Genomic DNA, 24,355 nt, shown 5'->3' on the forward strand with positions numbered 1-24,355 from the left:
TCAGCCCCTGCCGAGCGAGAGCAGCACGAGGGCGGCGTCCTCCGGGCCGTAGTCGAACATCCGCTCCCAGAACGAGTCCTCCGCCCAGGGGACGTCGCCGCCGGCCGGCACGGCGTGCGCGGTCTCGAGCAGCCAGTCGACCTCGGGCCGCACCGCGTCGGCGTACCGCGGGGGCTGCCAGCCGAGCGCCCGTGCCGCCGTCGTGTCGAGGACGAACGGCGACGGCGAGCTCCACGGGGTCGTCCCGACGAAGGCGGGGGCGTCCTCGTCGAGCAGGACCTCGTCGAAGCGGTGGTCGACGAGTCCGGCCACGGTCCGCACGATCTCCAGCACGTCGGGCGCGGTCTCGTCGGCCACGTTGAGGATCCGGCGGTCCGGAGCGTCGGCGACGAGGCGCACGAGTGACGCGATCCCACTCGCCGCCGTCGTGTGGTCGACGCCCCGTCCGTGGTCCGCGAGCAGGATCCGCTCCCGGCCGTCGAGCGCGCGACGCACCACGAACCACTCCCGGGGACGGCCGATCCCGACGCCGTACACCTTCGAGGGGCGCAGCACCGTGACGGGAGCGCCGTGGTCGAGCAGGACCTGTTCGGCGGCGACCTTCGCGGCGCCGTAGCCCTCGCGCGAGGTCGGGTCGCCGTCGCCCGCGACGACGGTCGGCTGGAGCTCCGTGACCGCGCCGCCGAACACCGGCCGTCCGACCGAGTTCGCGTGCCGCCCTCGGTCGTCGACGTAGACCGCCTTCGAGGACACGAACACCGTCGAGCCGACGTCGTCGAGGAACGGTCGCAGCTGCAGGGCGTCGTCACGGGTCGCGCCCACGGTGTCGACGAGCAGGTCGGCGCCGGGACGCAGGAGTTCGCGGAGCACGCTCGTGTCGCGGCGGTCACCGGCCACGAAGGAGGCGCCGGCCGCCGTCAGCGCATCGGCTGCGGGACCGCCGTGTCGTGCCACGACGTCGACCTGCCAGTCGTCGCCACCGCGACCGGAGACGTCGAGGAGGTCTCGGACCACCGCCGACCCGATCCCGCCGGTACCGCCGAGGACGACCGCGCGTCTGGTGCTCATGCGCCAACGCTAGTGCCGCGGGGACGGCCCGGACGCCCGGCCAGCCCGGCCAGCCCGGTCGGCCCGGCCAGCCCGGTCGGGCCGGCCAGCCCGGTCGGCCCGGCCGGCGCGGTCGGCGTGGCCGACGGTGCGGCGTCAGGACGCGAGCAGCTCCGGCTCGAGGCGCCACCACTCGGCGAGCGAGCCGTCGTAGACCTTCACCTGGTCGTGCCCGAGCACCGTCAGGGCGAGCGCGTCGACGCAGGCCGCGCTGCCGACGCCGCAGTACGTCACGATCTCGTCGGCGTCGAGCACCGGCGCGAACACCTCGGCGAGTGCCGGGCCGCGGCGGAGGGTGTTGGTGTCGGGGTCGACCACGTCGTCCGTGGTGATCGCCGTGCTGCCGGGGACCACGCCGGGGTGGTCGGATCCCAGCGCCGACGGGGGAGCCGCCAGGACGACCGCCGCGGGCTCCTCACCGCGGACGGCACGCAGGACACGGTCGTGGTCGGCCCACACGGGGCGTTCCTCGCCGGCCAGGAACGGCTCGGCGGACGGCGACCGGGTGCTGCCACGGAGCGGTCCGACGCGGACGGGTCGTCCCTCGTCCCGCCACTTGGTGAACCCACCGTCGAGCACCGCGACGTCGTCGAAGCCGAACGCGCGGAAGATCCACCAGAGCCGTGCCGCCCACTCACCGACGCTGTCGTCGTAGACCACCACGGTCGAGCCGTTGGTCACGCCCAGTCCACGCGCGGCGGACTCGAAACGCTCCGCCGTCGGGCGGGTGAAGGGCACGTCCGCGTCGGGCGTCGAGAAGTCGTCGACCAGGTCGGCGTACCGGGCGCCCGGTACGTGCCCGTGCTGCTCGTACGCGTCGCGGGCGGCCTGCCAGTGCATCGCCGTGCCGACCCCGGTGGTGTGCACCGAGGCATCGAGGACGACGAGATCGTCGGCACCGATGTGGTCGGCGAGCCACTGCGTCGACACGAGCGGCGAGGTCAGGACGGGGGCCATGGCGCTCAGGGTAACCGGGGCCACTGATGTGCCGCAGGAGGACCGACACAGTGCGCAACGCCGCCGTCCCGACCACGGGGTGTGCCGAATCCGTGCGCACCGGAACGGCCGGGGTCGGTCGTTCCTTCGGCCGGCCCGGGGACACGACATCCCACGCGTCGATCGACGCGTGGGATGTCGCGGAGCGGGGGCAGAGCAGGGCAGGGCGGACCGGGGGCGGACCGGGCGCGGAGCGGGGCGGCTCGGGTAGCGGGAGCGGAGCGGCTAGTGCGCCGCTGCCGGGATGCTGCCCGTGGTCGCGGACGCCGCGCGCTCGAGCTTCGCGAGTCGCACCGACTGCCGGTTGATGAGCAGCCCGCCTGCGAGGGCGACGAGCACGAGCACCCCGGCCGAGATGCCGAAGGCGACGTGGTACCCGTCGATCACCGCCTGGGCCTGCTGCAGCTTCGTCGGTGCTGCCGAGAGGCCCGACAGGCTGTCCTTCACGACGTCGGCGAAGATCGTCGAGAGCAGGGCGGTGCCGATCGAGCCGCCGATCTGCTGCATCGTGTTGACCGTCGCCGAGGCCACGCCGGCGTCCGCCCGTGCGACACCGGTCGTCGCGGTGTTCATCGCGGACGAGAAGATCGTGCCCATGCCGAGACCGATGACGATCAGCGCCGGCAGGACGGTGCCCGCGTAGGTGCTGTCGACGTCGGTGCGGAGCAGCAGCAGGAGCCCGGTCGCCGCGACGAGTCCGCCCGCGAAGATCAGGACCTTCGGGCCGACGCGGGGCAGCAGCCGCCCGCCGATCTGCGTCGCCGACACCATGATCGACAGCGGCATCGGCAGGAACGCCAGACCGGTCTGCAGCGAACTGAAACCGAGGGTCTGCTCGAGGTAGTACGTCAGGAACAGGAAGATGCCGAACATGCCGATCGCCACGAGGCCGATCGCGATGAAGGCACCGCCGCGGTCGCGGTCGAGGACGACGCGCAGCGGCAGGAGCGGGTGCGCGACGCGGGTCTCGATGACCACGAACGCGGCGACGAGCAGGACGCCCGCGGCGAGCATGACGATGGTGAGCGGGGCGTCCCAGCCGTTCGACTCGGCGTTCGAGAAGCCGTAGACGATGCCGACCAGACCCGCGGTGATCGTCAGCACACCGGCCACGTCGATGCGGGGACGCTCGACCTTCGGCGGCTTCGCCATGAACACGAGCGCACCGATGACCCCGAGGACCGCGAACACGACGTTCACGTAGAGGCACCAGCGCCAGGACGCGTACTCGGTGAGCACGCCGCCGAGCAGCAGGCCGATCGCCGCACCCGAGCCGGCGATGGACCCGAAGATGCCGAACGCCCGGCCGCGTTCCTTCGGATCGCGGAAGGTCGTGGTGAGCATGCCGAGCGCCGAGGGGGCGAGCAGGGCACCGAAGACGCCCTGCAGTGCGCGGGCGGCGACGAGCAGGCCGAACGAGTCGGCGAGACCGCCGAGCACCGAGGCCAGGGCGAACCCGACCAGGCCGACGATGAAGGTGGTCTTCCGGCCGAACAGGTCACCGAGGCGGCCGCCGAGCAGGAGCAGGGAGCCGAACGCGAGCGAGTACGCGGTGACGATCCACTGCCGCTGGTCGGTGCCGAAGCCGAGGTCGGCCTGCGCCGAGGGGAGGGCGATGTTCACGATGGTCGCGTCCAGCACGACCATGAGCTGGGCGAGGGCGATGACCGCCAGCGCGATCCAGCGGTGGTTCGGCCTGTCGGAGCCGGAGCCGGAGCCGGAGCCGGTCGTGGTGCCGGCAGCACGGCCGGTCGTCGTCGGTGCCGACCCGGTCGGGGTCGGCACGGTCTGTTCTGCCGTCACGGCAGCCTCCTTCGGAGAAGGGTGGAGGTGGCGGAGCACGCGCCGTCGAGCGCTTCGCGAGGAGGTGGAACCGGATGTGGTGCATCCGTTTGTGTCGAGTGTAGACCGAAACGGAGCCACCGCATCCGTTTGTTCCCAGAATCGTCAACTACCGTCGACGTCGTGAGCACCACCGACACCGCGCACGACCTCGAGCGCCCCCTGCGCGCCGACGCCGCGCGCAACCGCGAGCTGATCCTGCAGACCGCGCGCCGGTGCTTCGCCGAGCGGGGTCTGTCGGTCACGTTGAACGACATCGCGCACGAGGCCGGGGTCGGCGTCGGCACCGTCTACCGCCGGTTCGCCGACAAGGACGCCCTGATCGAGGCGTTGCTCGCCACCAAGTTCGAGGCGATGAACGCCGCCGCCGCCCGAGCCGCGCAGGAGACCGATCCGCGCGAGGCCCTCCGTGTCTACCTGACGGGCGTGTTCGAGTTCCGCGCGCGCGACCGTGCCCTGGCGGACGCCATCGTCCGCGCGGGGAAGGCGCGGCCGTCGATCGTGCACGAGCGGGACCGGCTCGAGCGCCAGGTCGCGACCATCATCGAGCGAGCGGCGGCGTCCGGGGTGGTGCGGGCCGGGTTCAGCTACGCCGACCTCCCGATGCTCACCACGATGGTCGGCGCCGTCGCGGACGCCACGCGCGCCCACGACCCCGACGCCTGGCGCCGCTACGCCGAGGTCGTGCTCGAGGGCGTGCTGCCCGGCGGCACCACCGACCCCATGGTCGGCGCCCCGCTCGACCGCACCGCCATCGAGCGCGCCCTGCACGGCCAGCCCTGACGTTCGCCTGACGCGGTATGCGCCGGGCGGGAGGCTCGTGGCGGCCGGGCACCGCGCCTCCGTGCCGACAGCGGGTCGGCAGTCACCGGCGTCCCGCGCGGTCACGTCCCGAGGGCCGGACCGCTCCAGCCAGCTCGGCAGCACCGCTACAGCCAGCTCGGCAACCAGTAGTGCGACCGGACGAAGTCCCACGGCATCTGCAAGCCGGTCCACATCGGGTACCAGTACGCCGACGCGAGCACGACGACACCGAGGTACACGCCGACCCAGACCAACGCCCGGGTCCGCCGCGGCCGCGGGTCGGTCCGGGACCCGGCGACGAGTCCGATCGCGGCAGCCAGGGCCATGACGAGGAACGGCTCGAACGCCACCGTGTAGAACTGGAACACCGTGCGGTCGGTGTACAGCAGCCAGGGCAGGTACCCGCCCGCGACACCGATGAGCACGAAGCCGTACTCCCACCGGCGCCGCAGCACGAAGAGCACGAGCAGCGCGACCGCCGCGATCACCGAGGCGTACCAGACGAACGGGTTCGCGATGCCGGTGATCGCCTCGCCGCAGCGGTCCGCCCAGCAGCCGTCCTGCCCGTGGTTCGTCCCGACGTAGTACATCGACGTGGGGCGCTGCATGACGAGCCACAGCAGCGGGTTCGCCTGGTACGAGTGCGGGGTGTGCAGGCCGATGTTGAAGCCGTAGATCTCCGACTGGTAGTGCCACCAGTTCTGGAACGGGTCCGGCACCCACGCGAGCAGTCCCGTCCACCGCTCGCCGCCGGAGGCGATCCAGTTCCGGTCCCACCCACCGGAGGTCCGGAACCACCCCGTCCAGGACGCCAGGTAGGTCACGGCAGCGACCGGCACGGTGAGCAGGAACGTCACCGGCGCCTGCTGCAGGAAGGCGCTCGAGGACCAGAACGTCACGCCCGCCCGGCGGCGCATCACCATGTCGCTCAGCACGGAGTACAGGGCGAAGAACGCCAGGAAGTACAGGCCGGACCACTTCGTCGCGGACGCCAGACCGAGGGCGACGCCCATCGCGACGAGCCACGGCCGCCAGACCAGCACCGGCCCCCAGAGCGTGTCACCGCCGCCGTCCGCCCGGCGTCGGACCCAGTCGTCGAGCCGCCGCTGTGTCCACCGCCGGTCGAGCAGCAGCGCACCCGCGCCGAGCACGACGAAGAAGGTCAGGATGCCGTCGAGCAGCGTCACGCGCGACAGCACGATCGCCTGGCCGTCGATCGCGAGCAGGAAGCCGGCGAGCGTCCCGATCGCGGTCGAGCGGAACAGCGAGCGGGCGATGACCGCGGTCAGGAACACGGTCGCGGTGCCGAGCACGGCGACCGTGAACCGCCACCCGAACGAGCTGTCGGCGCCGAACAGCAGCATCCCGAGGCCGATCAGGTACTTCCCGAGCGGCGGGTGCGCGATGAACTCCGCCGCCCTCGAGTACAGGTCGGTCTCGCCGTCCGCGAAGCGCTGGTCGGTCGTCGGGGCGCCGTCGTCGGAGGAGTTCGCCGGCCAGGTGCCCTCGTAGCCGAGGTGCACGATCGACCAGCCGTCCTTGACGTAGTACGTCTCGTCGAACACGAGCGAGTGCGGGTGTCCGAGTCCCACCAGACGGAGCACGGCCGCCAGCAGCGTCACCGCGATCGGACCCGTCCAGCGCCACACGGCGACCCGCCGCGACGTCGAGAGGACCCGACCCCACCAGTCGTCGAGGCGGGAGCCGGCCGGTCCGTCGACGAGGGCGGTGCGGTCGTCGGTCAGCTCGCTGGTCATCGCCTGCATCCTACGGATCGCCGCCACGGCGGACCTGGCACCAGAATGGGGAGGTGATCGTCCTCGCAGCAACGCCCATCGGCAACCTCGGCGACGCGTCTCGTCGTCTCGTCGAGACCCTCTCGAACGCGAGCGTGGTGGCCGCCGAGGACACCCGGACCGCGATCCACCTGATGCGTGCGCTCGGCATCGAGAACCGCCCGCGCCTGATCGCCCTCCACGAGCACAACGAGCGCGCGAAGGCCGCCGAGGTGGTCGAGCTCGCCCGCGACGAGGACGTGGTGGTCCTCACCGACGCGGGCATGCCCGCGATCAGCGACCCGGGCTTCCCCCTCGTGGAGGCCGCGGCGGCCGCCGGGGTGACCGTCACCGCCCTGCCCGGGCCGTCCGCCGTGCTCATGGCGCTCGCCGTGTCGGGCCTGCCGACCGACCGGTTCAGCTTCGAGGGCTTCCCGACCCGCAGGGCGGGGGAGCGTCGTCGTCTCTTCGCGTCCCTGGCCGGTGAGCAGCGGACGATGGTGTTCTTCGAGTCACCGCACCGGCTCCCCGACACGCTCGCCGACATGGCCGCGGGCTTCGGGGACGACCGCCGCGCGGTCGTGTGCCGCGAGCTCACGAAGCTGCACGAGGAGGTCCGCCGCGACTCGCTCGCCGCGCTCGCCGCCTGGGCCGCCGACGGGGTGCGCGGTGAGATCTGCGTGGTCGTCGAGGGCTCGACCGGCGCGCTCGACGTGACGAGCATCGAGGACGGTGTGCGGCTCGTGCTCGAGCGGGTCGCCGCCGGGTCGCGCATGAAGGAGGCCGCCGCGGCGGTCGCGGACGCGACGGGCCTGTCGAAGCGCGACCTGTACGAGGGCGCGCTCGCCGCGCGGTAGGGCCGACCACCGTCGGTCTGGAGGCGCGGGGCGGGCCCGCCACCCGCCTCCCGTCCGGTTCTCCACAGGCGGCGCGCGGGGCGCGTCACGCGGCTCCGGCCCGCCCGTAGGATGGTCCGCATGTCCGACGGGTCCTCGTTCAGCATCACCACGCCGATCTTCTACGTGAACGACGTGCCCCACATCGGGCACGCCTACACCGAGGTCGCCGCGGACTTCATGGCACGGTGGCACCGGCAGCGGGGCGACGACGCCTGGCTGCTCACCGGGACCGACGAGCACGGCCAGAAGATCCTCAGGACCGCCAGCGCCAACGACGTCTCCCCGAAGGAGTGGGCCGACCGGCTCGTCACCGACGCGTGGAAGCCGCTGCTCGACACGGTCGACGTGGCGAACGACGACTTCATCCGCACGACCGACGAACGGCACGAGCGCGGCGTGACCGCGTTCCTGCAGAAGCTGTACGACGACGGTTACATCTACGCCGGCGAGTTCGAGGGCTTCTACTGCGTCGGTTGCGAGGAGTACAAGCAGCCGAGCGACCTCGTGCCCGGCACGGGTCCCTACGAGGGGCAGCAGGTCTGCGCGATCCACTCGATCCCCGTCGAGGTCCTCGCCGAGCGCAACTACTTCTTCCGCATGAGCGACTTCGAGCAGCGCCTGCTCGACCTGTACGAGTCGAACCCGCAGTTCATCCAGCCCGAGAGCGTCCGCAACGAGATCGTCTCCTTCGTGAAGCAGGGCCTGCGCGACCTGTCGATCTCGCGCTCGAGCTTCGACTGGGGCATCACGATCCCCTGGGACCACGACCACGTGCTCTACGTGTGGTTCGACGCCCTGCTCAACTACGTCACCGCCCTCGGCTACGGGTCGGACGACGACGAGGCGTTCCAGCGCCTCTGGCCGAGCGTGCACATCGTGGGCAAGGACATCGCCCGCTTCCACGCGGTGATCTGGCCCGCCATGCTCATGGCGGCGGGCCTTCCCGTGCCGGAGCGCGTGTTCGGTCACGGCTGGTTGCTCGTCGGCGGCGAGAAGATGTCGAAGTCGAAGCTCACCGGCATCGCGCCGTCGGAGATCACCGACACCTTCGGCTCGGATGCCTTCCGCTACTACTTCCTCCGCGCCATCACCTTCGGGCAGGACGGCAACTTCAGCTGGGAGGACATCTCCGCCCGGTACTCGGCCGACCTCGCGAACGGCTTCGGCAACCTCGCCTCGCGTCTCGTCGCGATGCTGCAGAAGTACTTCGACGGTGCCGTGCCGTCGCGCGGCGAGCTGACCCCGTCGGACGAGGCGATCGACGCGCTCGCGGTGTCCGTCACCGAGCGTGCGGACGCCGCGGTCGAGGCCTTCGCGCCGCACGAGGCGATCGCCGCCGTGTGGGAGCTCGTCGACGCGCTGAACGGGTACATCACCGAGCAGGAGCCCTGGGCGCTGGCGAAGGACGAGTCGGCGCACGAGCGTCTCGGCACCGTCCTGGCGACGGCCCTCCGCGGCCTCGGCACCGTGAACGTCCTCGTGTCCCCGGTGATGCCGAAGGCGACGGAGAAGCTCTGGGCGTCGATCGGTGCCGGCGGATCGGTGACCGAGCAGCGCGTCGACCGCGCCTACGAGTGGCAGGGCGCCGCAACCGTCGTGCCGCTCGGGTCCGGCCTGTTCCCGCGCATCGAGCAGCAGCCCGAGCAGGGCGCAGCGTGACCGACGCGGCGGACGGCTCGCACGTCCGGGCGCGTGGCGAGGGGGCGTCCGGCGGCTCGAAGCGCGACCTGAGCTACCCACCGCTGCCGCAGGCGCTCGTGGTGCCGGTGTACGACAACCACACGCACATGGAGATCGCCGACGGCGTCGGCGAGGGCGGCGACGGTCCGCTCGACTACCGCGAGCACCTCGACCGTGCGTCGAGCGTCGGGGTCCGCGGCGTCGTGCAGGTCGGCACCGACCTGGCGACGTCGGAGTGGTCGGCGCAGATCGCCGCGCGTGAGCCCCGCGTGCTCGCCGCCGTCGCGCTGCACCCGAACGAGGCGCCCGTGCTCGACGAGCAGGGGCTGCTCGACGAGCACCTCGCCGGCATCGAGCGGCTCGCGGCGCTGCCCCGCGTCCGGGCGATCGGCGAGACCGGTCTCGACTTCTTCCGCACCGGCGAGGACGGCCGCGCGGCACAGGTCCGCTCGTTCGAGGAGCACATCCGCATCGCGAAGGAGCACGACCTCGCGCTGACGATCCACGACCGTGACGCGCACGAGGCCGTGGTCGAGGTGCTCGACCGCGTGGGCGCTCCCGAGAAGACCGTCTTCCACTGCTTCTCCGGCGGTCCCGACCTCGCCCGGCTCTGCGCCGAGCGCGGCTGGTACATGTCCTTCGCCGGCACCGTCACGTTCAAGAACGCCCAGTCGCTCCGAGACGCCCTGCAGGTCGCGCCGCGGCACCTGGTCATGATCGAGACGGACGCCCCGTTCCTCACGCCGACGCCGTACCGCGGCCGGCCGAACGCGCCGTACCTGATCCCGCTCACGCTCCGGTCGATGGCCGAGACCCTCGGTACCGACCCGTCGATGCTCGCGGCGCAGATCGCCTCGACGACCGAGCTCGTCTACGGTGCGTGGGACGCCGAGCCCGTCACGGTGGACCAGTAGTCGTGGGCGCACTGCTCGGCCCGGCGGAGATCCGGGACCTCGCCGCCAAGCTCGACGTCACCCCGACGAAGAAGCTCGGCCAGAACTTCGTGCACGACGCCAACACCGTGCGCCGCATCGTCTCGGCCGGCCGGGTCACGCCGGACTCCCGCGTGCTCGAGATCGGACCGGGGCTGGGCTCCCTGACCCTCGGGCTGACCGAGACCGGCGCGTCCGTCACCGCGGTGGAGATCGACGGTCGGCTCGCAGCCCAGCTGCCCGCGACCGTCGCGGCGATGCAGCCGGACGCGCGCCTGCGGGTCGTGCACCAGGACGCGCTCGCGGTGACCGCGGACGAACTGCCCGAGGCCCCGACGCACGTCGTGGCGAACCTGCCGTACAACGTCTCCGTCCCCGTGCTGCTGCACCTGCTCGCGACCTTCCCGACCATCGAGCGGGTGCTCGTCATGGTGCAGGCCGAGGTCGGTCACCGCATCGCCGCCGGGCCGGGCAGCAAGGTCTACGGGGCGCCGAGCGTCAAGGCCGCCTGGTACGGGTCGTGGTCGACCGCCGGGCAGATCAGCCGCCAGGTCTTCTGGCCGGTGCCGAACGTCGACAGCGTGCTCGTCGGCTTCGACCGTCGTGAGCGCCCGGGGGACGAGACGCTGCGGGCGCAGGTCTTCGAGCTCGTCGACGGGGCGTTCCAGCAGCGCCGGAAGATGCTCCGGCAGAGCCTGTCCGGGGTCCTGGGTTCCAGCGCCCGTGCGTCGGAGTTGCTGACCGCGGCCGGTCTCGACCCGACCGCTCGGGGTGAGGCGCTGTCGCCGGACGACTTCGTGCGCCTCGGACGGACGGTCCTCGCCGCCGCCTGACGGCAGGCGGTCGTGTCACTGCTCCGGCCCGGTGGTCGTCGTGTCGGCGACGGAGCCCTAGGCTGACCGCGTGCACGCTCCGACCTCCCGTCTCGCCCTGGCGATCACGCTCCTCTTCCTCGCGGGCGGTGCACTCGTCGTGGTCGTCGCCGTCGTCGCCCTCGTCCGTGACGCCGGCGACGATGCTGCCTGGGCAGCCGCCCTGTTCGGAGCAGGCCTGGCGGCGTGGGGACTCTGGTTCAACCAGCTCGCGGACGAGGACGAGGACGGGGCGTCCACCGGGGCCGAGCCGCGGGCTGCGAGGAGCTCCATCGGCACCCTGGCGATGGTCGCCGTCCTGGCCGGGGGTGCCTTCTGGGTGCTCCGTGGGCCGCTGGACCGGACGCTGGCCGAGTCGCTCCTCGTCACCGCCATCGTGCTGGGGCTCTGGGCGTTGAACCGGGGTCTCGACGCACGGATCCGGCGTCGGCGCGCCGCCGGCGAGGTCGACTGACGGAGCAGCGTGCTCCCGCCGGCGTCGGCGCCGGCACCGGTACCAGCACCGGCCCCGACCCCGAGCCCGGCCTGACGGTCGACGTGCACAGGTCTCCTCGCCCGGGGCTGATCCGCCCGTGGTGCGTGGCTCAGTGACCGCGGCCGGCCATCGCCTCGAGGATCTGCTGGTGCGTCCCGTCGCGCTCGGCCCAGCGCAGCGGCTGGACGTCCTGCACGAGGATCTCCGGCGCGGCACCGGAGTCGAGCAGACCCATCACCTCGTCCGTGAAGGCGTCGAGGGGCATCCCGCCGAAGTCGGCGCCACCCATCAGGTCCGTCTGCACGGCCGGCGGGGCGAGCTCCAGCACCGCCACCGAGCTGCCGACGAGCTGCTGCCGGAGCGCCTGCGTGTACGAGTGCACCGCGGCCTTCGTGGCGCTGTAGGTCGGGGTCGCGGTCAGCGGGACGAAGGCCAGACCGGACGACACCGTGATCAGCGTCGCCGCCGGCCGGGAGAGCAGGTGCGGCAGGAAGGCGTCGATGAGCCGGATCGTCCCGACCAGGTTGGTCTGGACGGTCGCGAGTGCGTCGTCGATGTGTCCGGGGTCGCGCAGGTCCTCGTTGCGCATGATGCCCGACATCGTGACGACGGTGTCGAGCTCCGGCCAGCGGGCCGTCACGTCCGCTGCCGCGCTCGCGATGGAGTCCGCGTCGGCGACGTCGATCGCGACGGTACCGAAGCCGTGCTCGGCGGCGAGGGCGTCCAGGCGGTCCTGGCGGCGGCCGCCGATGACGACGGTGCTGCCGGCGGCCTGCAGGCGCTGCGCGAGGGCGAGCCCGAGGCCCGAGGTCGCGCCGGAGATGAAGACGGTGCTGTTCGTGGTGTCCATGCCGACCACGATGCTCCTGCGCACGGGGCTCCTCCAGGGCGCGGGCATCGGGGGACCGGCGGTCCCTGGCTCCGCTCCGGCCGAGACGGCACGATGGGGGCATGGACCGCCCCGCGCTCGCCGACTTCCTGCGCCGCCGCCGCGAGCTGCTGCGCCCCGAGGACGTCGGCCTCGGCAGCGGTCCCCGTCGGCGGACCCCCGGACTCCGTCGCGAGGAGGTCGCCGCACTCGCCGGGATGAGCGTCGACTACTACACGCGTCTCGAGCAGCAGCGGGGCCCGCAGCCGTCGGAGCAGATGGTCGCGGCGATCGCCCGGGCCCTCCGGTGCAGCCTCGACGAACGCGACCACCTGTTCCACCTCGCCGGGCACACGGCGCCGGTCCGGATGCACCGCGCGGACCACGTGGACCCCGCGATCCTGCGCGTGCTCGACCGGCTCGAGGACACCCCGGCGATCGTCGTGAGCCACCTCGGTGAGACGCTCGTCGAGAACCGGCTCGCTCGGGCACTGCTCGGCGGATCCGTCGACCTGCCGGGCAACGAGCGCTACCAGGCGTGGCGCTGGTTCGTCTCGGGGACGGAGCAGGCGAAGTACGCGCCCGAACAGCACGAACGGCTCGGTCGGGTCGTGGTCGCGTCGCTCCGCGCGGCCGTCGGGCTCGCGGGGCCGAGCGACCGTCGGGCGACGGAGCTCGTCGCCGAACTGCAGCGCCGCAGCCCGCAGTTCCGGGAGCTCTGGGAACGCCACGAGGTCGCGACCCGCTGGTCGGACGACAAGACCATCGTGCAGCCCGAGCTCGGCCGGATCACCGTCGACTGCCAGGTGCTCCACACGGACGACCAGGCGCAGGCGCTCCTGTTGTTCACCGCGCCCGCGGGGAGCGAGGACGCGCAGAAGCTCGAGCTCCTCGGCGTCGTCGGCACGCAGCAGTTCGGCGCCGACCGCGTCGCGCGCTGATCCTCAGTCCGCCGACGCACCCCGTGCCCGCAGGGCCTCGACGACGGCTTCGGGGTCGTTGCACCGGAACCGCAGCGACCGCGCCCCGCGGATCGCGACCTGCACGCCGGGTCCGCCGTCGAGCAGCACCGCCGTGCCGCCGGGGACGAGCCGGATGCCGAGCCCGCCGGAGTTGCCGCCCGTCATGTGCACGACCTCGGCCGACGTGATCTGCTCGGGGGCGACGCGCCGCCGGTACCACCAGGGGCGGACACGGACCTCGAGCACCTCGTCGACCCGCACCGTCATCCGCATGGTCATCATCCCGATGCCGAGCGCGACCGTGACGGCGAGGGTGACCACCAGCACGCCGACGTCCGACGCCGACGGCGGCTGGTCCTGCCACCCCGCCGGCACCGCGAGCACGAGCGTCGCGATCCCGACGGCGGTCGCGATCACGGCCCACCCCACGACGGTCATCACACGGCCGGGACGGACGGTCTCCTCGTACGCGGGGTAGGACATGCGTTCCACCCTCGCACACCCGGCGCTCCGGCACGAGGCGACCCCGCCGCGATGGCACGAGGCGACCGCGCGCGGACGCACGCCGCAATCCCGCGTCACACACCTGGCACCCCCAGGGGGAGCGTGCCTAGGGTGGCCCGGTGACAACTCCGCGCGTGTACGTCATCCACGAGAACCCCGAGTGGTTCCCGCCGTTCGCCGCTGCCTTCGCGGCAGAAGGGGTGCCGGTCGAGGAACTCCTGCTCACCGACGGCGGTGCCCTGGGCAGCATCGACCTGACCGCCGAGCCGGCTCCGGGCGTCTACTGGTCGCGGATGTCCGCGTCGAGCCACACCCGCGGCAACGAGCACAGCAAGGAGTACGCCCGCGCGCTGCTCGGCTGGCTCGAGCGCTCCGGTGCGACGGTCGTGAACGGCAGCCACGTGCTCGAGCTCGAGGTGTCGAAGGTCGCCCAGCACGGGCTCCTCCGGGACGCCGGCTTCGACGTGCCCCGCACGACCGCGGTCTTCGGGTCGGCCGCCCTCAAGGGCGCCGCGCGGACCTTCACGGGAGGGCAGGACGTCCCGTTCATCACGAAGCACAACCAGGGCGGCAAGGGCCTCGGCGTCCGCCGTTTCGACACCCTCGCCGAGTTCGACGCGTACGTCGACAGCCCCGAGTTCGAGGCCCCCGTCGACGGCATCACGCTGCTCCAGGAGCTCCTGACCGCCCGCGAGCCGTTCATCACCCGAGCCGAGTTCGTCGGCGGCGAGTTCGTCTACGCGGTCCGTGTCGACACGAGCGCCGGCAGCTTCGAGCTCTGCCCGGCCGACGCGTGCGAGGTGCCCCAGGCCATCGCCGGCGCCGTCTGCGACGTGCCCGGCGCCGAGACGACCGGCACCGGGGCACCGGGCGCACCGGCTGCCTTCAGCATCCGTGACGAGGTCACGGCCCACCACCCGCTCGTGCAGCAGCTCCGGACGTTCCTCGCCGACCAGCGCATCCAGGTCGCGGGTGTCGAGTTCATGGAGACCACGGACGGCCGCACGGTCGTCTACGACGTGAACACGAACACGAACTACAACCCCGCCGTCGAGGCGGTCGCGCCGGTCTCCGGTCCGCGCGCGATCGCGCGCTTCACCGGCGCGCTCCTCGAGCGGGCGTACGCCACGTCGGCGACCACGGCCTGAGACGACACCACCCACCGGCCTGGAGGCTCGTGGCGGGCCCGCCCCGCGCCTCCCGGCCGTCACGACACACCTGAGGAACCACTCGTGCGATTCGGATACTGGACCCCGCTCTTCGGCGGCTGGCTGCGCAACGTCGAGGACGAGGACATGCCCGTCACCTTCGACTACGTGAAGCGGCTGGCGCAGCGTGCCGAGCGGATCGGCTTCGACCTGACGCTCGTGCCGGAGCTCAACCTGAACGACATCAAGGGGACGGCCGCGCCGAGCCTCGAGGCGTGGGCGCTCGCGGCCGCGCTGGCCGCGACGACCGAGCGGCTCGAGATCATGGCCGCGATGCGTCCGGGCTACCACCTGCCGGCGGTGACGGCGAAGCAGGCCGCGACCATCGACGAGATCTCCTGTGGTCGCTTCACGTTCAACGTCGTGAGCGCGTGGTGGGCCGAGGAAGCCCGCCAGTACGGTGGCATCTTCTCCGAGCACGACGACCGGTACGCGCGCACCGAGGAGTTCGTCGCGATCCTCAAGGGCCTCTGGGCCGAGACGCCGTTCTCGTTCACGGGCGAGTACTACGACGTGCAGAACACGCACCTCGAGCCGAAGCCGCGGGTCACGCCGCGCATCTACGCCGGTGGCGAGAGCGAGGCGGGCAAGAGCTCGATCACCCGCTTCGCCGACGCGTACCTGACGCACGGCGGCACCGTCGACGAGCTCCGCACGAAGATCGACGAGATGAAGCGTCGCCGCGAGGACGCCGGCGCCGCGCCGTTCGAGGCGTTCGGCATGGCCGCGTACGTGATCGTCCGCGAGACCGAGGAGGAGGCGCAGGCCGAGCTGGCCCGCATCACCGACGTCCGCCACGGGAAGGCGTACGAGTCGTACCAGGACTTCATCTCGAAGTCGCAGCTCGAGCACGTGCCGTCGCTCGAGGACTACTCGGTGTCGAACCGCGGTCTGCGCCCCGGGTTCGTCGGTACGCCGCAGCAGGTCGCCGACCGGATCCGCGAGTTCGAGGACGCCGGCGTCGACACGCTCCTGCTGCAGTTCTCGCCGCAGGCCGAGGAGATGGAGCGCTTCGGCGAGCAGGTCATCCCGCTCGTCCGCGCCGCCGTCCCCGCCGAGCCGGTCGCCTGATGGCGGCCGAGGACGACTGGGCGTTCGAGACGCGGCAGATCCGGGCCGGCTTCAGGGCCGACCCGGGCTTCGGGGCGAACGTGCCCCCGATCGCGCAGAGCGCGGCCTTCGTGTACCCCTCGGGCGAGGACGCGGCGGCGCGCTTCATGCTCGACGCACCTGGACACACCTACACACGCGTCAACAACCCGTCGGCGGCGGCCCTGGAGCGACGCATCGCGGACCTCGAGGGCGGGGTCGGAGCACTGGCGCTGGCGTCCGGTCAGGCGGCGACCTCGCTGGCGGTGCTCGGCGTCGCGCGGGCGGGCGCCCACGTCGTCTCGTCGGCGTCGCTCTACGGTGCGACCTACACGCTCTTCCACTCGACGCTGAGCGACCTCGGCATCACGTTCACCTTCGTGCAGGACCCGACGGACCTCGACGAGTGGCGCGCCGCGGTCCGTCCGGAGACGCGGGCGTTCTTCGGCGAGAGCATCCCGAACCCGCGTGGCGACGTGCTCGACTTCGCGGGGGTCGCCGGTGTCGCGCACGACGCCGGGGTGCCGCTCATCGTCGACAACACCATCGCGACGCCGTACCTCGTGCGACCGATCGAGCACGGCGCGGACATCGTCGTGCACTCGGCGACGAAGTACCTCGCCGGCCACGGCAGCGCCGTCGCCGGGATCATCGTCGACGGCGGGAACTTCGACTGGGCGGCGCAGGCGGAGAAGTACCCGCAGCTCACGACGGTCGAGCAGTCCGGGTTCGCCGGGACGGCCTTCGCCGAGAAGTTCGGCCGCCGCGCGTTCATCCAGCGCACCCGGTCGAAGCTGTCCGCCGACCTCGGCCCCGCGATCGCCCCGTTCAACGCCTTCCTCGTCCTGCAGGGCATCCAGACGCTGTCGCTGCGCATGGACCGGCACGTGGCGAACGCGGCCGCGGTCGCCTCGTGGTTGGACGGACACGCGCAGGTCGAGCACGTGCACTACGCCGGGCTGCCCTCGTCGCCGTGGCACCACCTGCAGCAGCGCTACGTGCCGAAGGGGCCGTCGGCCGTGCTGGCGTTCGACCTCGCCGGTGGGGTCGCTGCCGGTCGCCGGTTCGTCGCCGCGCTCGAGCTCTTCGACCACGTGTCGAACCTGGGCGACGTCCGGTCGCTCGTCGTGCACCCCGCGTCGACGACCCACGTGCAGATGACCCCGCAGCAACGCGCGGCCGCCGGCGTCGGGGAGGGCATGATCCGCCTGTCGATCGGTCTGGAGCACGTGGACGACATCCTGGCCGACCTGGCTCGCGGGTTCGCGGCGGCGGGGACCTCGGCGTAGTCCGCGGCCCGGCGCGGGGAGGATAGGTTGGACGCATGACCTCGCTGGCCGCACCGACCCGCGTGCGGGTGCGCGCTCCCGGCAAGATCAACGTGTTCCTGTCCGTCGGCGCGCTGCAGGACGACGGCTACCACGACGTGGCGACCGCGTACCAGGCGGTGTCGCTGTACGAGGACGTCACCGCGGAAGCGGCCGACGACTTCTCCGTGCGCTTCACGGGACCGATCGACACCAGTGCGGTCCCGACCGACGACTCGAACCTGGCGATCCGCGCCGCGCGTCTCGTGGCCGAGGCCGCCGGGCACCGGGGCGGCGTCCGGCTCACCATCGACAAGCAGGTCCCCGTCGCCGGCGGGATGGGCGGGGGATCGGCCGACGCCGCGGCGACCCTGCTCGCGTGCGACACCCTCTGGGGCACCGCCCTCGGGCGGGACGAGCTGCTGCGGCTCGCGGCCCGACTCGGCGCGGACGTCCCGTTCGCCTTCGCCGGCGGCACCGCCGTGGGGACGGGTCGCGGTGACGAGCTGAGCCCGGCGCTCGCCAAGGGGGAGTTCCACTGGGTCCTCGCGCTCAGCGAGGACGGTCTCTCCACCCCTGCTGTCTACCGGGCGCTCGACGAGCACCGGGAGCGCTACCGGGCCGACATCCGCCCGGCTCCCACGACCCCCGTCGTCGAGGCGAACGTGCTCCAGGCGCTCCGTGCCGGCGACGCGGACCTGCTCGCGGACTGCCTGCACAACGACCTGCAGGCACCCGCGATGCGGCTGCAGCCGGGGCTCGCGGCGACGATCGAGGTGGGGGAGAAGGCCGGCGCGCTCGCGGGCATCGTCTCGGGGAGCGGCCCGACGGTCGCGTTCCTGGTCGCCGACCGCGATGCTGCGCTCGAGGTGCAGGTCGAGCTCAGCGCCTCCGGGCTCGTCGCGCTCCGGGCGACCGGCCCGGTGCACGGTGCCCGCGTCGTGCACTGACCACCGGACCCGCGGTGCCGACTGACCACCGGACCTACGGTGCCGTCGGGGCTCAGTCGCGGACGAACTCCGTGATGACGACCCGACCGGTCCGCCACTTCTGCTCGACGTGGAAGCCGTGCTCGGCGAGCACCTCGGTCGTCTCCGGCTGGATGTTGCGGGCCTTCGGGGTGCCGCCGACGAACCACACGGTGTCGATGTCACCGAGGCGTGCCGGGATCGTCGACGCCAGGTCGCCGTTCTCGTTCCAGAGCACGCCCGTCTCGGCGCCGTTCTTCCGGATGCCCAGGTCGGTCATCCCGGTGAACGCCCAGGGGTAGGAGACGCGGATGATCTCCGCGGTGGACGTCGGGTGCCCGTAGACGCTGCCGAAGACGACGCCCTCGTTGGCGCCGGTGTTCGCCCCACGCTCGGCGGCGATGATCGACGCGGCGTTCGCCCAGGTCGACTCCTGCTTCGACCGGGGCGTCTTGACGTCGATCGCGCTCGGGACGCTGATGACGAGGAAGACCGCGAGCAGCGCGGCGATCAGGGCCTTCCGCCGCAGGGCGGTGATCGCGAGCGCGATGAGGAGCGCGACGAACGGCATGCTCAGCGATGCGTACTTGGGGGAGTAGAGGTGCTTGCCGAGTGCCGTCGCGGCGAGCAGTGCCCCGGTCGGCAGCAGTGCCAGCGGCAGGGCGATCCGGACCGCCTGTGCCCGGAGGAGTGCGCGGACGGTGGGGACGCGGCGGTGTGCGGCGACCAGGGACACGACGACACCGATGACGAGGAGCGTCCACGCGACCGCGGCGTACGAGTCGATCCCGCCGAACCACGAGGTGGCGAACACCTGGCGCGGGGTGCGCTGCGTGATGCCCGAGATCCACGCGACCTGCTTGGACTGCTCCGTGACCTCGAGCACGAGCGGCGACGCGAGGAGCGCGGCAGCTGCGGCGGCGACGACCCAGCGGACGAGGACGACACGGCCCACGAGCGGGTCACCGGCGTCCGACCGCCGGGTCCACGTACGCGACCGGCGCTCGGCCAGCCACGTCCAGGCCAGGGCCGCCGCGTGTGCGACCACGGCGAGCGCGAGGTACACGTTGAAGCAGACGGCCAGGAGCGCGAGCAGCCCGTAGGCGACCCACCAGCGGATGCTCGACGCCCGCGTCGCCCCGGACCGGGTGCGTCGGACGGCCGTGATGCCGACGAGCGTCAGTGCGACGGCCAGGGTCGTGACGGTCGCGTAGGGGCGGCCCTCGGACCCGGCCCACTGCACGCGGGGGATCGCGAGGAACACGAGACCGGCGACGATGCCGAGCCGACGACCACCCAGGCGGCGTCCGAGTGCGACGACGAGCCCGGCGGTGACGCCGATGGCGAGTGCGCTCGGGAAGCGGAGGGTGAACGGCGTGTACCCCACGAGCCAGAACCAGGCGTGGATGAGTGCGTAGTACAGGCCGTGCACGGCGTCCACGTTGTGGAGTTCGGCCCAGAGCTGCGGCCAGCTGCGCGTGGCGCTGGTGACCGTCGCGGCCTCGTCGTACCAGAGCGAGGGGACCCAGGCGAAGAGCGCGCCCGTGACGACGCCGAGCGCACCCACGGTGAGTTCGGGGGTCCGGACTGCTGCGACACGCAGGGCCGTGGACGCGGACCGCAGGCGGGTACGGACCGGCGCGACCCCGGCGGAGGCGGGGACGTGGATGGTGCCGGTCTGTGGTGCAGTCACGCCCGCGACGGTAGCGCGCACGGCTGGGCGCGTGCCCCGTACCGCTGTCCCCTCCGTGAGAGTTCGCCATGCCGTAGGGTCACGGACACCATGACGACACTCCGCATCCGAGACGCCGCGCGGTACCTGGGCGTCAGCGACGACACCGTCCGGCGCCTGGTCGACGCCGGCACGCTGCCCCGTTCCGAGGACCCGTCCGGCCGCACGGTGGTCGAGGGGCGGGACCTCGCCGCGTACGTCCGCGGTCGTGACGCCGGGCTCGACGACCCGTCCGGTGTCCGCAGCTCGGCGCGGAACCGCTTCGTCGGCATCGTCACCGACCTGGTCGTCGAGGGGGTGGTCGCCCAGGTGGAGCTGCAGGCCGGCCCGAACCGCGTGGTGTCCCTGATGACCGCCGAGGCCGTCCGCGACCTCGGGCTCGAGGTCGGTTCCGTCGCGGTCGCGTCCGTCAAGGCCACGATGGTCACCGTCGAGGTGCCGGAGCAGCCGGAGCGCGCACGGTGACCACGCCCGACCCCGCCACGCCCGACCCCGCCGTGTCCGACCCAGCCACGCCCGACCCGGCCACGCCCGACCCCACAGCGCTCGCCGCCCGGCGGCGGAGCACCTCGCGCACGGCCGCGCTCGACGGTGCCGGGCAGGCGGCGCTCGACGCGCTCGCCGGCGCCCGGGTCCTCGTCGTCGGAGCGGGCGGGCTCGGCGCACCCGTCCTGACGTACCTGGCCGGCTCCGGGCTCGGCCGGATCACGATCGTCGACCACGACACGGTGGACACGTCGAACCTGGCGCGACAGACGCTGTTCGCTGCCGCCGACGTGGGGCGCTCGAAGGCGGCGTGCGCAGCCGACCGGGTGCGCGGCGTCGACGCCGTCGTCGAGGTCGTCGCCCTGACCGAGCGCTTCCGCCCCGAGCACGTCGCCGACCACGACGTGGTGGTCGACGCGGCGGACAGCGTCGAGGTCACCCGTGCCGTCTCCGACGCGTGCGCCGCGGCGGGCGTGCCCTTCGTCTGGGGCACCGCGCTCGGCTACGACGGACAGGTCTCCGTCTTCCACGACGCCGCCGCCGACCCGGTCGACTTCCACGACCTCCACCCCGAGGCGCTGCCGGACGAGGGCTCCTGCGCCGCGGACGGCGTGCTGCCCGCCCTGTGCGGCGCGGTGGGCGCGGTGATGGCGGCGCAGGTCACCGCCCTGGTCGCCGGGCTCGGCGAGCCGCTGCTCGGCCGGGTGCTCACGGTGGACGCCCGTCGGTGGCGCTGGACCGAGAGCGTCCTGCGTCGCGGCCCGGGATCGGTCCGTCCCGCGGCGTCGGCGGTCGCGGAGCCGCCGCGGATCGCCCCCGCCGAGCTGGCACGACGACTCGGTGACGACGGTGCGGCCGACGTCGCCGGCGACCGGATCGTCCTCGTCGACGTCCGGACCGAGGCGGAGCGCGCGACCGGGGTGATCCCGGGCTCGCGGACCCCGGACGACCTCGGCGGCTCCGGGGCGGTCGGCGAACTGGTCGTCGTGTGCGCGTCCGGGAAGCGCGCCACCGCCTGGGCACGTCAGGCCATCGCGGACCGGCCGGCGGGGGCGTCGTCCGTCACGGTCCTCGACGGCGGGATCACCGCATGGGGTCAGGAGGGCCACCCGATCACCTCCTGACCGCAGGTGCGGCTAGGATCGCCCCGTGAAGACGCTCCTGCGAACCTCTGTTGCGATCGCGCTCGTGGTCGTCGTCGGGACGAGCCTCGCCGCGTGCACGGCCCGGCCCGCCACCGGCGGCGCGACGGGGAGCAGGGCGACGGGCACCTCGGCGAGCGGCACCGCCACGGGCAGCACGGGCCCGACCGGGTCGATCACGGTCTTCGCGGCCGCCTCGCTCCAGCGCACCCTCACGGAGCTCGGGGAGCAGTACGAGCGGCGGCACCCGGGGACCACGGTCACGTTCTCGTTCGCCGGTTCGAGCGACCTCGTCTCGCAGATCCGCAACGGCGCCCCCGCCGACGTGTTCGCCTCCGCCGACGAGGCGACCATGGCGAAGCTCGCGACGACCGACCTGGCGACGGGGTGGCCCCGCGACTTCGCGACGAACACCCTCGAGATCGCCGTCGCGCCCGGGAACCCCGAGCGCGTCGCGGACCTCCGCGACCTCACCGCGTCCGACCTGCAGGTCGTCACCTGCGCCGCCCCCGTGCCGTGCGGTGCGGCGACGGCGGAGGTCGAGCGGGCCGCGGGCGTCGAGCTCCGACCGGTGAGCGAGGAGCAGTCGGTCACCGACGTCCTCGGGAAGGTCGAGTCCGGGCAGGCCGACGCCGGGCTCGTCTACGTCACCGACGTCGAGGGCTCCGGGGGGAAGGTCGAGGGCGTCCCGTTCGCGGAGTCGTCCGAGGCCGTGAACACGTACCCGATCGGTGTCCTCAAGGAGTCCGCGAACCCGGAGACCGCCGCGTCGTTCGCCGCGTTCGTCCGCTCCGACGCCGGCCGCAAGGTGCTCACGGACGCCGGCTTCGGCGCACCCTGACGACGACCGCGATGCACCGGACGACCAGGACGATGACGAGCAGGACGCCCCAGCGCCACCAGCGGACCCCCGTGCCGTGGTGGCTCCCGGTCCCCGCGGTCCTCGGCGGCCTGTTCGTCGTCGTGCCCGTGGCCGCGATGGTCGGTCGGGTCGACTGGTCGTCGTTCGTCGCCCTGGTCACGGCACCCGCGTCGACCACCGCGCTCGGGCTGAGCCTCGGCACCGCGGCCGCCGCCACCGGGGTCGCGTTCGTCCTCGGCTACCCGCTGGCGGTGCTGTTCGCCCGCTCGACCTCCCGCTGGGTCGGGGTCCTCCGTGCGCTCGTCCTCCTGCCGCTCGTGCTCCCGCCCGTGGTCGGCGGTCTCGCCCTGCTCGCGGCCTTCGGGCGGCTCGGCGTGCTCGGCGCGTTCCTCGACGAGCACGGGCTCCGGATCGCCTTCACCACGACGGCGGTCGTGACGGCGCAGGTCTTCGTGTCGATGCCGTTCCTGGTGTCGTCGATCGAGGGCTCGCTCCGCACCGGCGGCGGTCGCGCCGAACGGGTCGCCGCCACGCTCGGCGCCGGACCGACCCGGACGTTCCTCACCGTCACGACGCCTCGCGTGCTCCCGGGCATCACCTCCGGCCTGGTGCTCTGCGGGGCGCGGGCGCTCGGCGAGTTCGGCGCCACCCTCACCTTCGCCGGCAGCCTGCAGGGGGTCACCCGGACGCTCCCGCTCGAGGTCTACCTGCAGCGCGAGATCGACCCGGACACCGCCGTCGCGCTCGCGCTCGTCCTCGTCGTGGTCGCCCTCGTCGTGATCGGGACGACGACGGTGCGCACCCGCCCGGTGACGACGTGACGGGCGGTGGAGCGGGGCTCGTCGCTCACGTGCTCGTGCCCGAGCGGGACGTCGACGTGCGCCTGACGATCGGCCCCGACGAGTGCGTCGCGCTGGTCGGGCCGAACGGCGCCGGCAAGTCGACCGTCGTCGAGGCCCTCGCCGGCCTCCTCCGCACGCGCGACGGCAGTGTCGTGCTCGCAGGCCGCGACCTGACGTCCGTGCCGACGCACCGCCGCCGGGTCGGCCTGGTCGCACAACGCCCGGACCTCTTCGCCCACCGCACGGTCGCCGGCAACGTCGCCTTCGGCCCGCGTGCCACCGGGGCCGGCCGCCGGGAGGCACGACACCGCGCCGCCACGGCCCTCGCCGCCGTCGGTGCGTCCGTACTCGCCGACCGGTCTCCGACCACGCTGTCCGGCGGGCAGGCGCAGCGTGTCGCGGTCGCCCGTGCCCTCGCGACGGAGCCCGCGCTGCTGCTCCTCGACGAGCCGACCACGGCGCTCGACGTCGACGCCCGCACCGAGGTCCGCGCGGCGCTGCGCGCCGCCCTGCGCGGCCGCCCGACCCTCCTCGTCACGCACGACCCGCTCGAGGCCGTCACGCTCGCCGACCGCGTCGTCGTGCTGCAGGACGGCCGCGTCGTCGAGGAGGGGCGCACCGAGGCCGTCCTCCGGCAACCGCGCACGCCGTTCTCGGCGTCCTTCTCCGGACTGGTGCTCGTCCCCGGGACGGCCACGCCGACCGGGATCGCGCTCGACGGCGGCGGTGAGCTGGCGTCCGCGACGCACACCGTGCCTCCCGGCCGACCCGCGGTCGCGGCCCTGCACCCGACCGCGGCGCGCGTGCGCCGTGACGGGCCGGGGCTGGCACGGACGGTGACCGCGGTGGAACCGCGTGACGGGCTGGTGCGGGTGCACGCGGGTGACCTGGTGGCCGACGTGACCGTCGCGTCGGCCGCGGCCCTCGGTCTGGAGCCGGGCGTGGCCGTGCGGATCGCTGTCGACCCGGACGAGGTCAGCGTCGCCGCGCCCGCGTGACGGTG

General features: G+C 73.1%; 23 protein-coding genes. 16 read left to right on the top strand and 7 right to left on the bottom strand.

The features are described 5' to 3' along the window. The 3 genes from JOD95_RS13910 to JOD95_RS13920 all read right to left on the bottom strand — a co-directional run bounded on the left by JOD95_RS13910 (position 1) and on the right by JOD95_RS13920 (position 3,906). On the bottom strand, positions 1-1,068 hold the full coding sequence (locus JOD95_RS13910) for an NAD(P)-dependent oxidoreductase (RefSeq protein ID WP_209685549.1): 1,068 nt from the start codon (positions 1,066-1,068) through the stop codon (positions 1-3). 135 nt (positions 1,069-1,203) lie between these two features. Then, the gene (locus JOD95_RS13915; protein WP_209685551.1) at positions 1,204-2,064 is read right to left on the bottom strand and encodes a sulfurtransferase; all 861 of its coding nucleotides are present in this window, start codon (positions 2,062-2,064) and stop codon (positions 1,204-1,206) included. A 264-nt stretch (positions 2,065-2,328) separates the two neighbouring features. After that, positions 2,329-3,906 carry an MFS transporter gene (locus JOD95_RS13920; RefSeq protein WP_209685553.1) on the bottom strand — a complete coding sequence of 526 codons (1,578 nt, stop codon included), beginning with the start codon at positions 3,904-3,906 and terminating at the stop codon, positions 2,329-2,331. 162 nt (positions 3,907-4,068) lie between these two features. Between JOD95_RS13920 and JOD95_RS13925 the strand changes: the two genes are divergently transcribed. After that, positions 4,069-4,728: a TetR/AcrR family transcriptional regulator gene (locus JOD95_RS13925; RefSeq protein ID WP_066655923.1), complete on the top strand. Its 660-nt coding sequence runs from the start codon at positions 4,069-4,071 to the stop codon at positions 4,726-4,728. 146 nt (positions 4,729-4,874) lie between these two features. Here JOD95_RS13925 and JOD95_RS13930 read toward each other — a convergent pair whose 3' ends face one another. After that, positions 4,875-6,506, bottom strand: a complete 1,632-nt coding sequence (locus JOD95_RS13930; RefSeq protein ID WP_209685555.1) for a dolichyl-phosphate-mannose--protein mannosyltransferase — start codon at positions 6,504-6,506, stop codon at positions 4,875-4,877. 53 nt (positions 6,507-6,559) lie between these two features. Between JOD95_RS13930 and rsmI the strand changes: the two genes are divergently transcribed. The 5 genes from rsmI (at position 6,560) to JOD95_RS13955 (ending at position 11,361) form a co-directional block, all read left to right on the top strand. Next, the gene (rsmI, locus tag JOD95_RS13935) at positions 6,560-7,381 is read left to right on the top strand and encodes a 16S rRNA (cytidine(1402)-2'-O)-methyltransferase (protein WP_209685557.1); all 822 of its coding nucleotides are present in this window, start codon (positions 6,560-6,562) and stop codon (positions 7,379-7,381) included. A gap of 120 nt (positions 7,382-7,501) precedes the next feature. Beyond that, the gene (gene metG / locus JOD95_RS13940) at positions 7,502-9,082 is read left to right on the top strand and encodes a methionine--tRNA ligase (protein ID WP_209685559.1); all 1,581 of its coding nucleotides are present in this window, start codon (positions 7,502-7,504) and stop codon (positions 9,080-9,082) included. After that, positions 9,079-10,017 carry a TatD family hydrolase gene (locus tag JOD95_RS13945; protein WP_066655919.1) on the top strand — a complete coding sequence of 313 codons (939 nt, stop codon included), beginning with the start codon at positions 9,079-9,081 and terminating at the stop codon, positions 10,015-10,017. Before metG ends, JOD95_RS13945 begins: the two co-directional genes overlap by 4 nt. Positions 10,018-10,019: 2 nt before the next feature. Beyond that, on the top strand, positions 10,020-10,868 hold the full coding sequence (gene rsmA, locus JOD95_RS13950) for a 16S rRNA (adenine(1518)-N(6)/adenine(1519)-N(6))-dimethyltransferase RsmA (protein WP_066655916.1): 849 nt from the start codon (positions 10,020-10,022) through the stop codon (positions 10,866-10,868). Between the two features lie 70 nt (positions 10,869-10,938). Next, positions 10,939-11,361: a hypothetical protein gene (locus tag JOD95_RS13955; RefSeq protein ID WP_209685560.1), complete on the top strand. Its 423-nt coding sequence runs from the start codon at positions 10,939-10,941 to the stop codon at positions 11,359-11,361. Positions 11,362-11,491: 130 nt separating this feature from the next. On the opposite strand, the gene JOD95_RS13960 is transcribed toward JOD95_RS13955, so the two are convergent. Further along, positions 11,492-12,232, bottom strand: coding sequence for an SDR family oxidoreductase (locus JOD95_RS13960; RefSeq protein ID WP_209685562.1), 741 nt, complete (start codon positions 12,230-12,232; stop codon positions 11,492-11,494). A gap of 101 nt (positions 12,233-12,333) precedes the next feature. Between JOD95_RS13960 and JOD95_RS13965 the strand changes: the two genes are divergently transcribed. Next, entirely contained in the window at positions 12,334-13,191 is an 858-nt protein-coding gene (locus tag JOD95_RS13965; RefSeq protein ID WP_209685564.1) for a helix-turn-helix transcriptional regulator, read from the top strand. Positions 13,192-13,194: 3 nt separating this feature from the next. Here the strand turns inward: JOD95_RS13965 and JOD95_RS13970 are convergent, their stop codons facing one another. Further along, entirely contained in the window at positions 13,195-13,695 is a 501-nt protein-coding gene (locus JOD95_RS13970; protein ID WP_066655907.1) for a hypothetical protein, read from the bottom strand. Between the two features lie 140 nt (positions 13,696-13,835). Here JOD95_RS13970 and JOD95_RS13975 point away from each other — a divergent pair, with 140 nt between their 5' ends. The 4 genes from JOD95_RS13975 (at position 13,836) to JOD95_RS13990 (ending at position 18,270) form a co-directional block, all read left to right on the top strand. Further along, on the top strand, positions 13,836-14,864 hold the full coding sequence (locus JOD95_RS13975; RefSeq protein WP_209685566.1) for a RimK family alpha-L-glutamate ligase: 1,029 nt from the start codon (positions 13,836-13,838) through the stop codon (positions 14,862-14,864). Positions 14,865-14,948: 84 nt separating this feature from the next. After that, positions 14,949-15,995: an LLM class flavin-dependent oxidoreductase gene (locus JOD95_RS13980; RefSeq protein WP_209685568.1), complete on the top strand. Its 1,047-nt coding sequence runs from the start codon at positions 14,949-14,951 to the stop codon at positions 15,993-15,995. Continuing rightward, positions 15,995-17,302, top strand: a complete 1,308-nt coding sequence (locus tag JOD95_RS13985) for an O-acetylhomoserine aminocarboxypropyltransferase/cysteine synthase family protein (RefSeq protein WP_209685570.1) — start codon at positions 15,995-15,997, stop codon at positions 17,300-17,302. Before JOD95_RS13980 ends, JOD95_RS13985 begins: the two co-directional genes overlap by 1 nt. 35 nt (positions 17,303-17,337) lie before the next feature. Then, positions 17,338-18,270 (top strand): 4-(cytidine 5'-diphospho)-2-C-methyl-D-erythritol kinase, encoded by a 933-nt coding sequence (locus JOD95_RS13990; RefSeq protein ID WP_066655898.1) that lies wholly within the window; start codon positions 17,338-17,340, stop codon positions 18,268-18,270. A 52-nt stretch (positions 18,271-18,322) separates the two neighbouring features. Here JOD95_RS13990 and JOD95_RS13995 read toward each other — a convergent pair whose 3' ends face one another. Further along, positions 18,323-19,981, bottom strand: coding sequence for a glycosyltransferase family 39 protein (locus tag JOD95_RS13995; protein WP_066655896.1), 1,659 nt, complete (start codon positions 19,979-19,981; stop codon positions 18,323-18,325). 90 nt (positions 19,982-20,071) lie between these two features. Between JOD95_RS13995 and JOD95_RS14000 the strand changes: the two genes are divergently transcribed. Genes JOD95_RS14000 through JOD95_RS14020 form a run of 5 tightly spaced genes read left to right on the top strand, consistent with a single transcriptional unit; the run spans position 20,072 to position 24,350 of the window. Then, positions 20,072-20,485, top strand: a complete 414-nt coding sequence (locus JOD95_RS14000; protein WP_066655894.1) for a molybdopterin-binding protein — start codon at positions 20,072-20,074, stop codon at positions 20,483-20,485. Beyond that, on the top strand, positions 20,482-21,630 hold the full coding sequence (locus tag JOD95_RS16990) for a HesA/MoeB/ThiF family protein (RefSeq protein WP_209685572.1): 1,149 nt from the start codon (positions 20,482-20,484) through the stop codon (positions 21,628-21,630). The genes JOD95_RS14000 and JOD95_RS16990 overlap by 4 nt, the downstream gene beginning before the upstream one ends. A gap of 25 nt (positions 21,631-21,655) precedes the next feature. Next, positions 21,656-22,489 carry a molybdate ABC transporter substrate-binding protein gene (gene modA / locus JOD95_RS14010; RefSeq protein ID WP_209685574.1) on the top strand — a complete coding sequence of 278 codons (834 nt, stop codon included), beginning with the start codon at positions 21,656-21,658 and terminating at the stop codon, positions 22,487-22,489. Between the two features lie 32 nt (positions 22,490-22,521). Then, a complete protein-coding gene (locus tag JOD95_RS14015; protein WP_209685576.1) occupies positions 22,522-23,331 on the top strand; it encodes an ABC transporter permease in 810 nt (269 codons plus the stop codon). Continuing rightward, on the top strand, positions 23,328-24,350 hold the full coding sequence (locus JOD95_RS14020; RefSeq protein WP_209685578.1) for an ABC transporter ATP-binding protein: 1,023 nt from the start codon (positions 23,328-23,330) through the stop codon (positions 24,348-24,350). The genes JOD95_RS14015 and JOD95_RS14020 overlap by 4 nt, the downstream gene beginning before the upstream one ends. Positions 24,351-24,355 lie beyond the last annotated feature (5 nt).

The organism is Curtobacterium sp. 1310 (assembly GCF_017834105.1).
Classification (GTDB): domain Bacteria; phylum Actinomycetota; class Actinomycetes; order Actinomycetales; family Microbacteriaceae; genus Curtobacterium.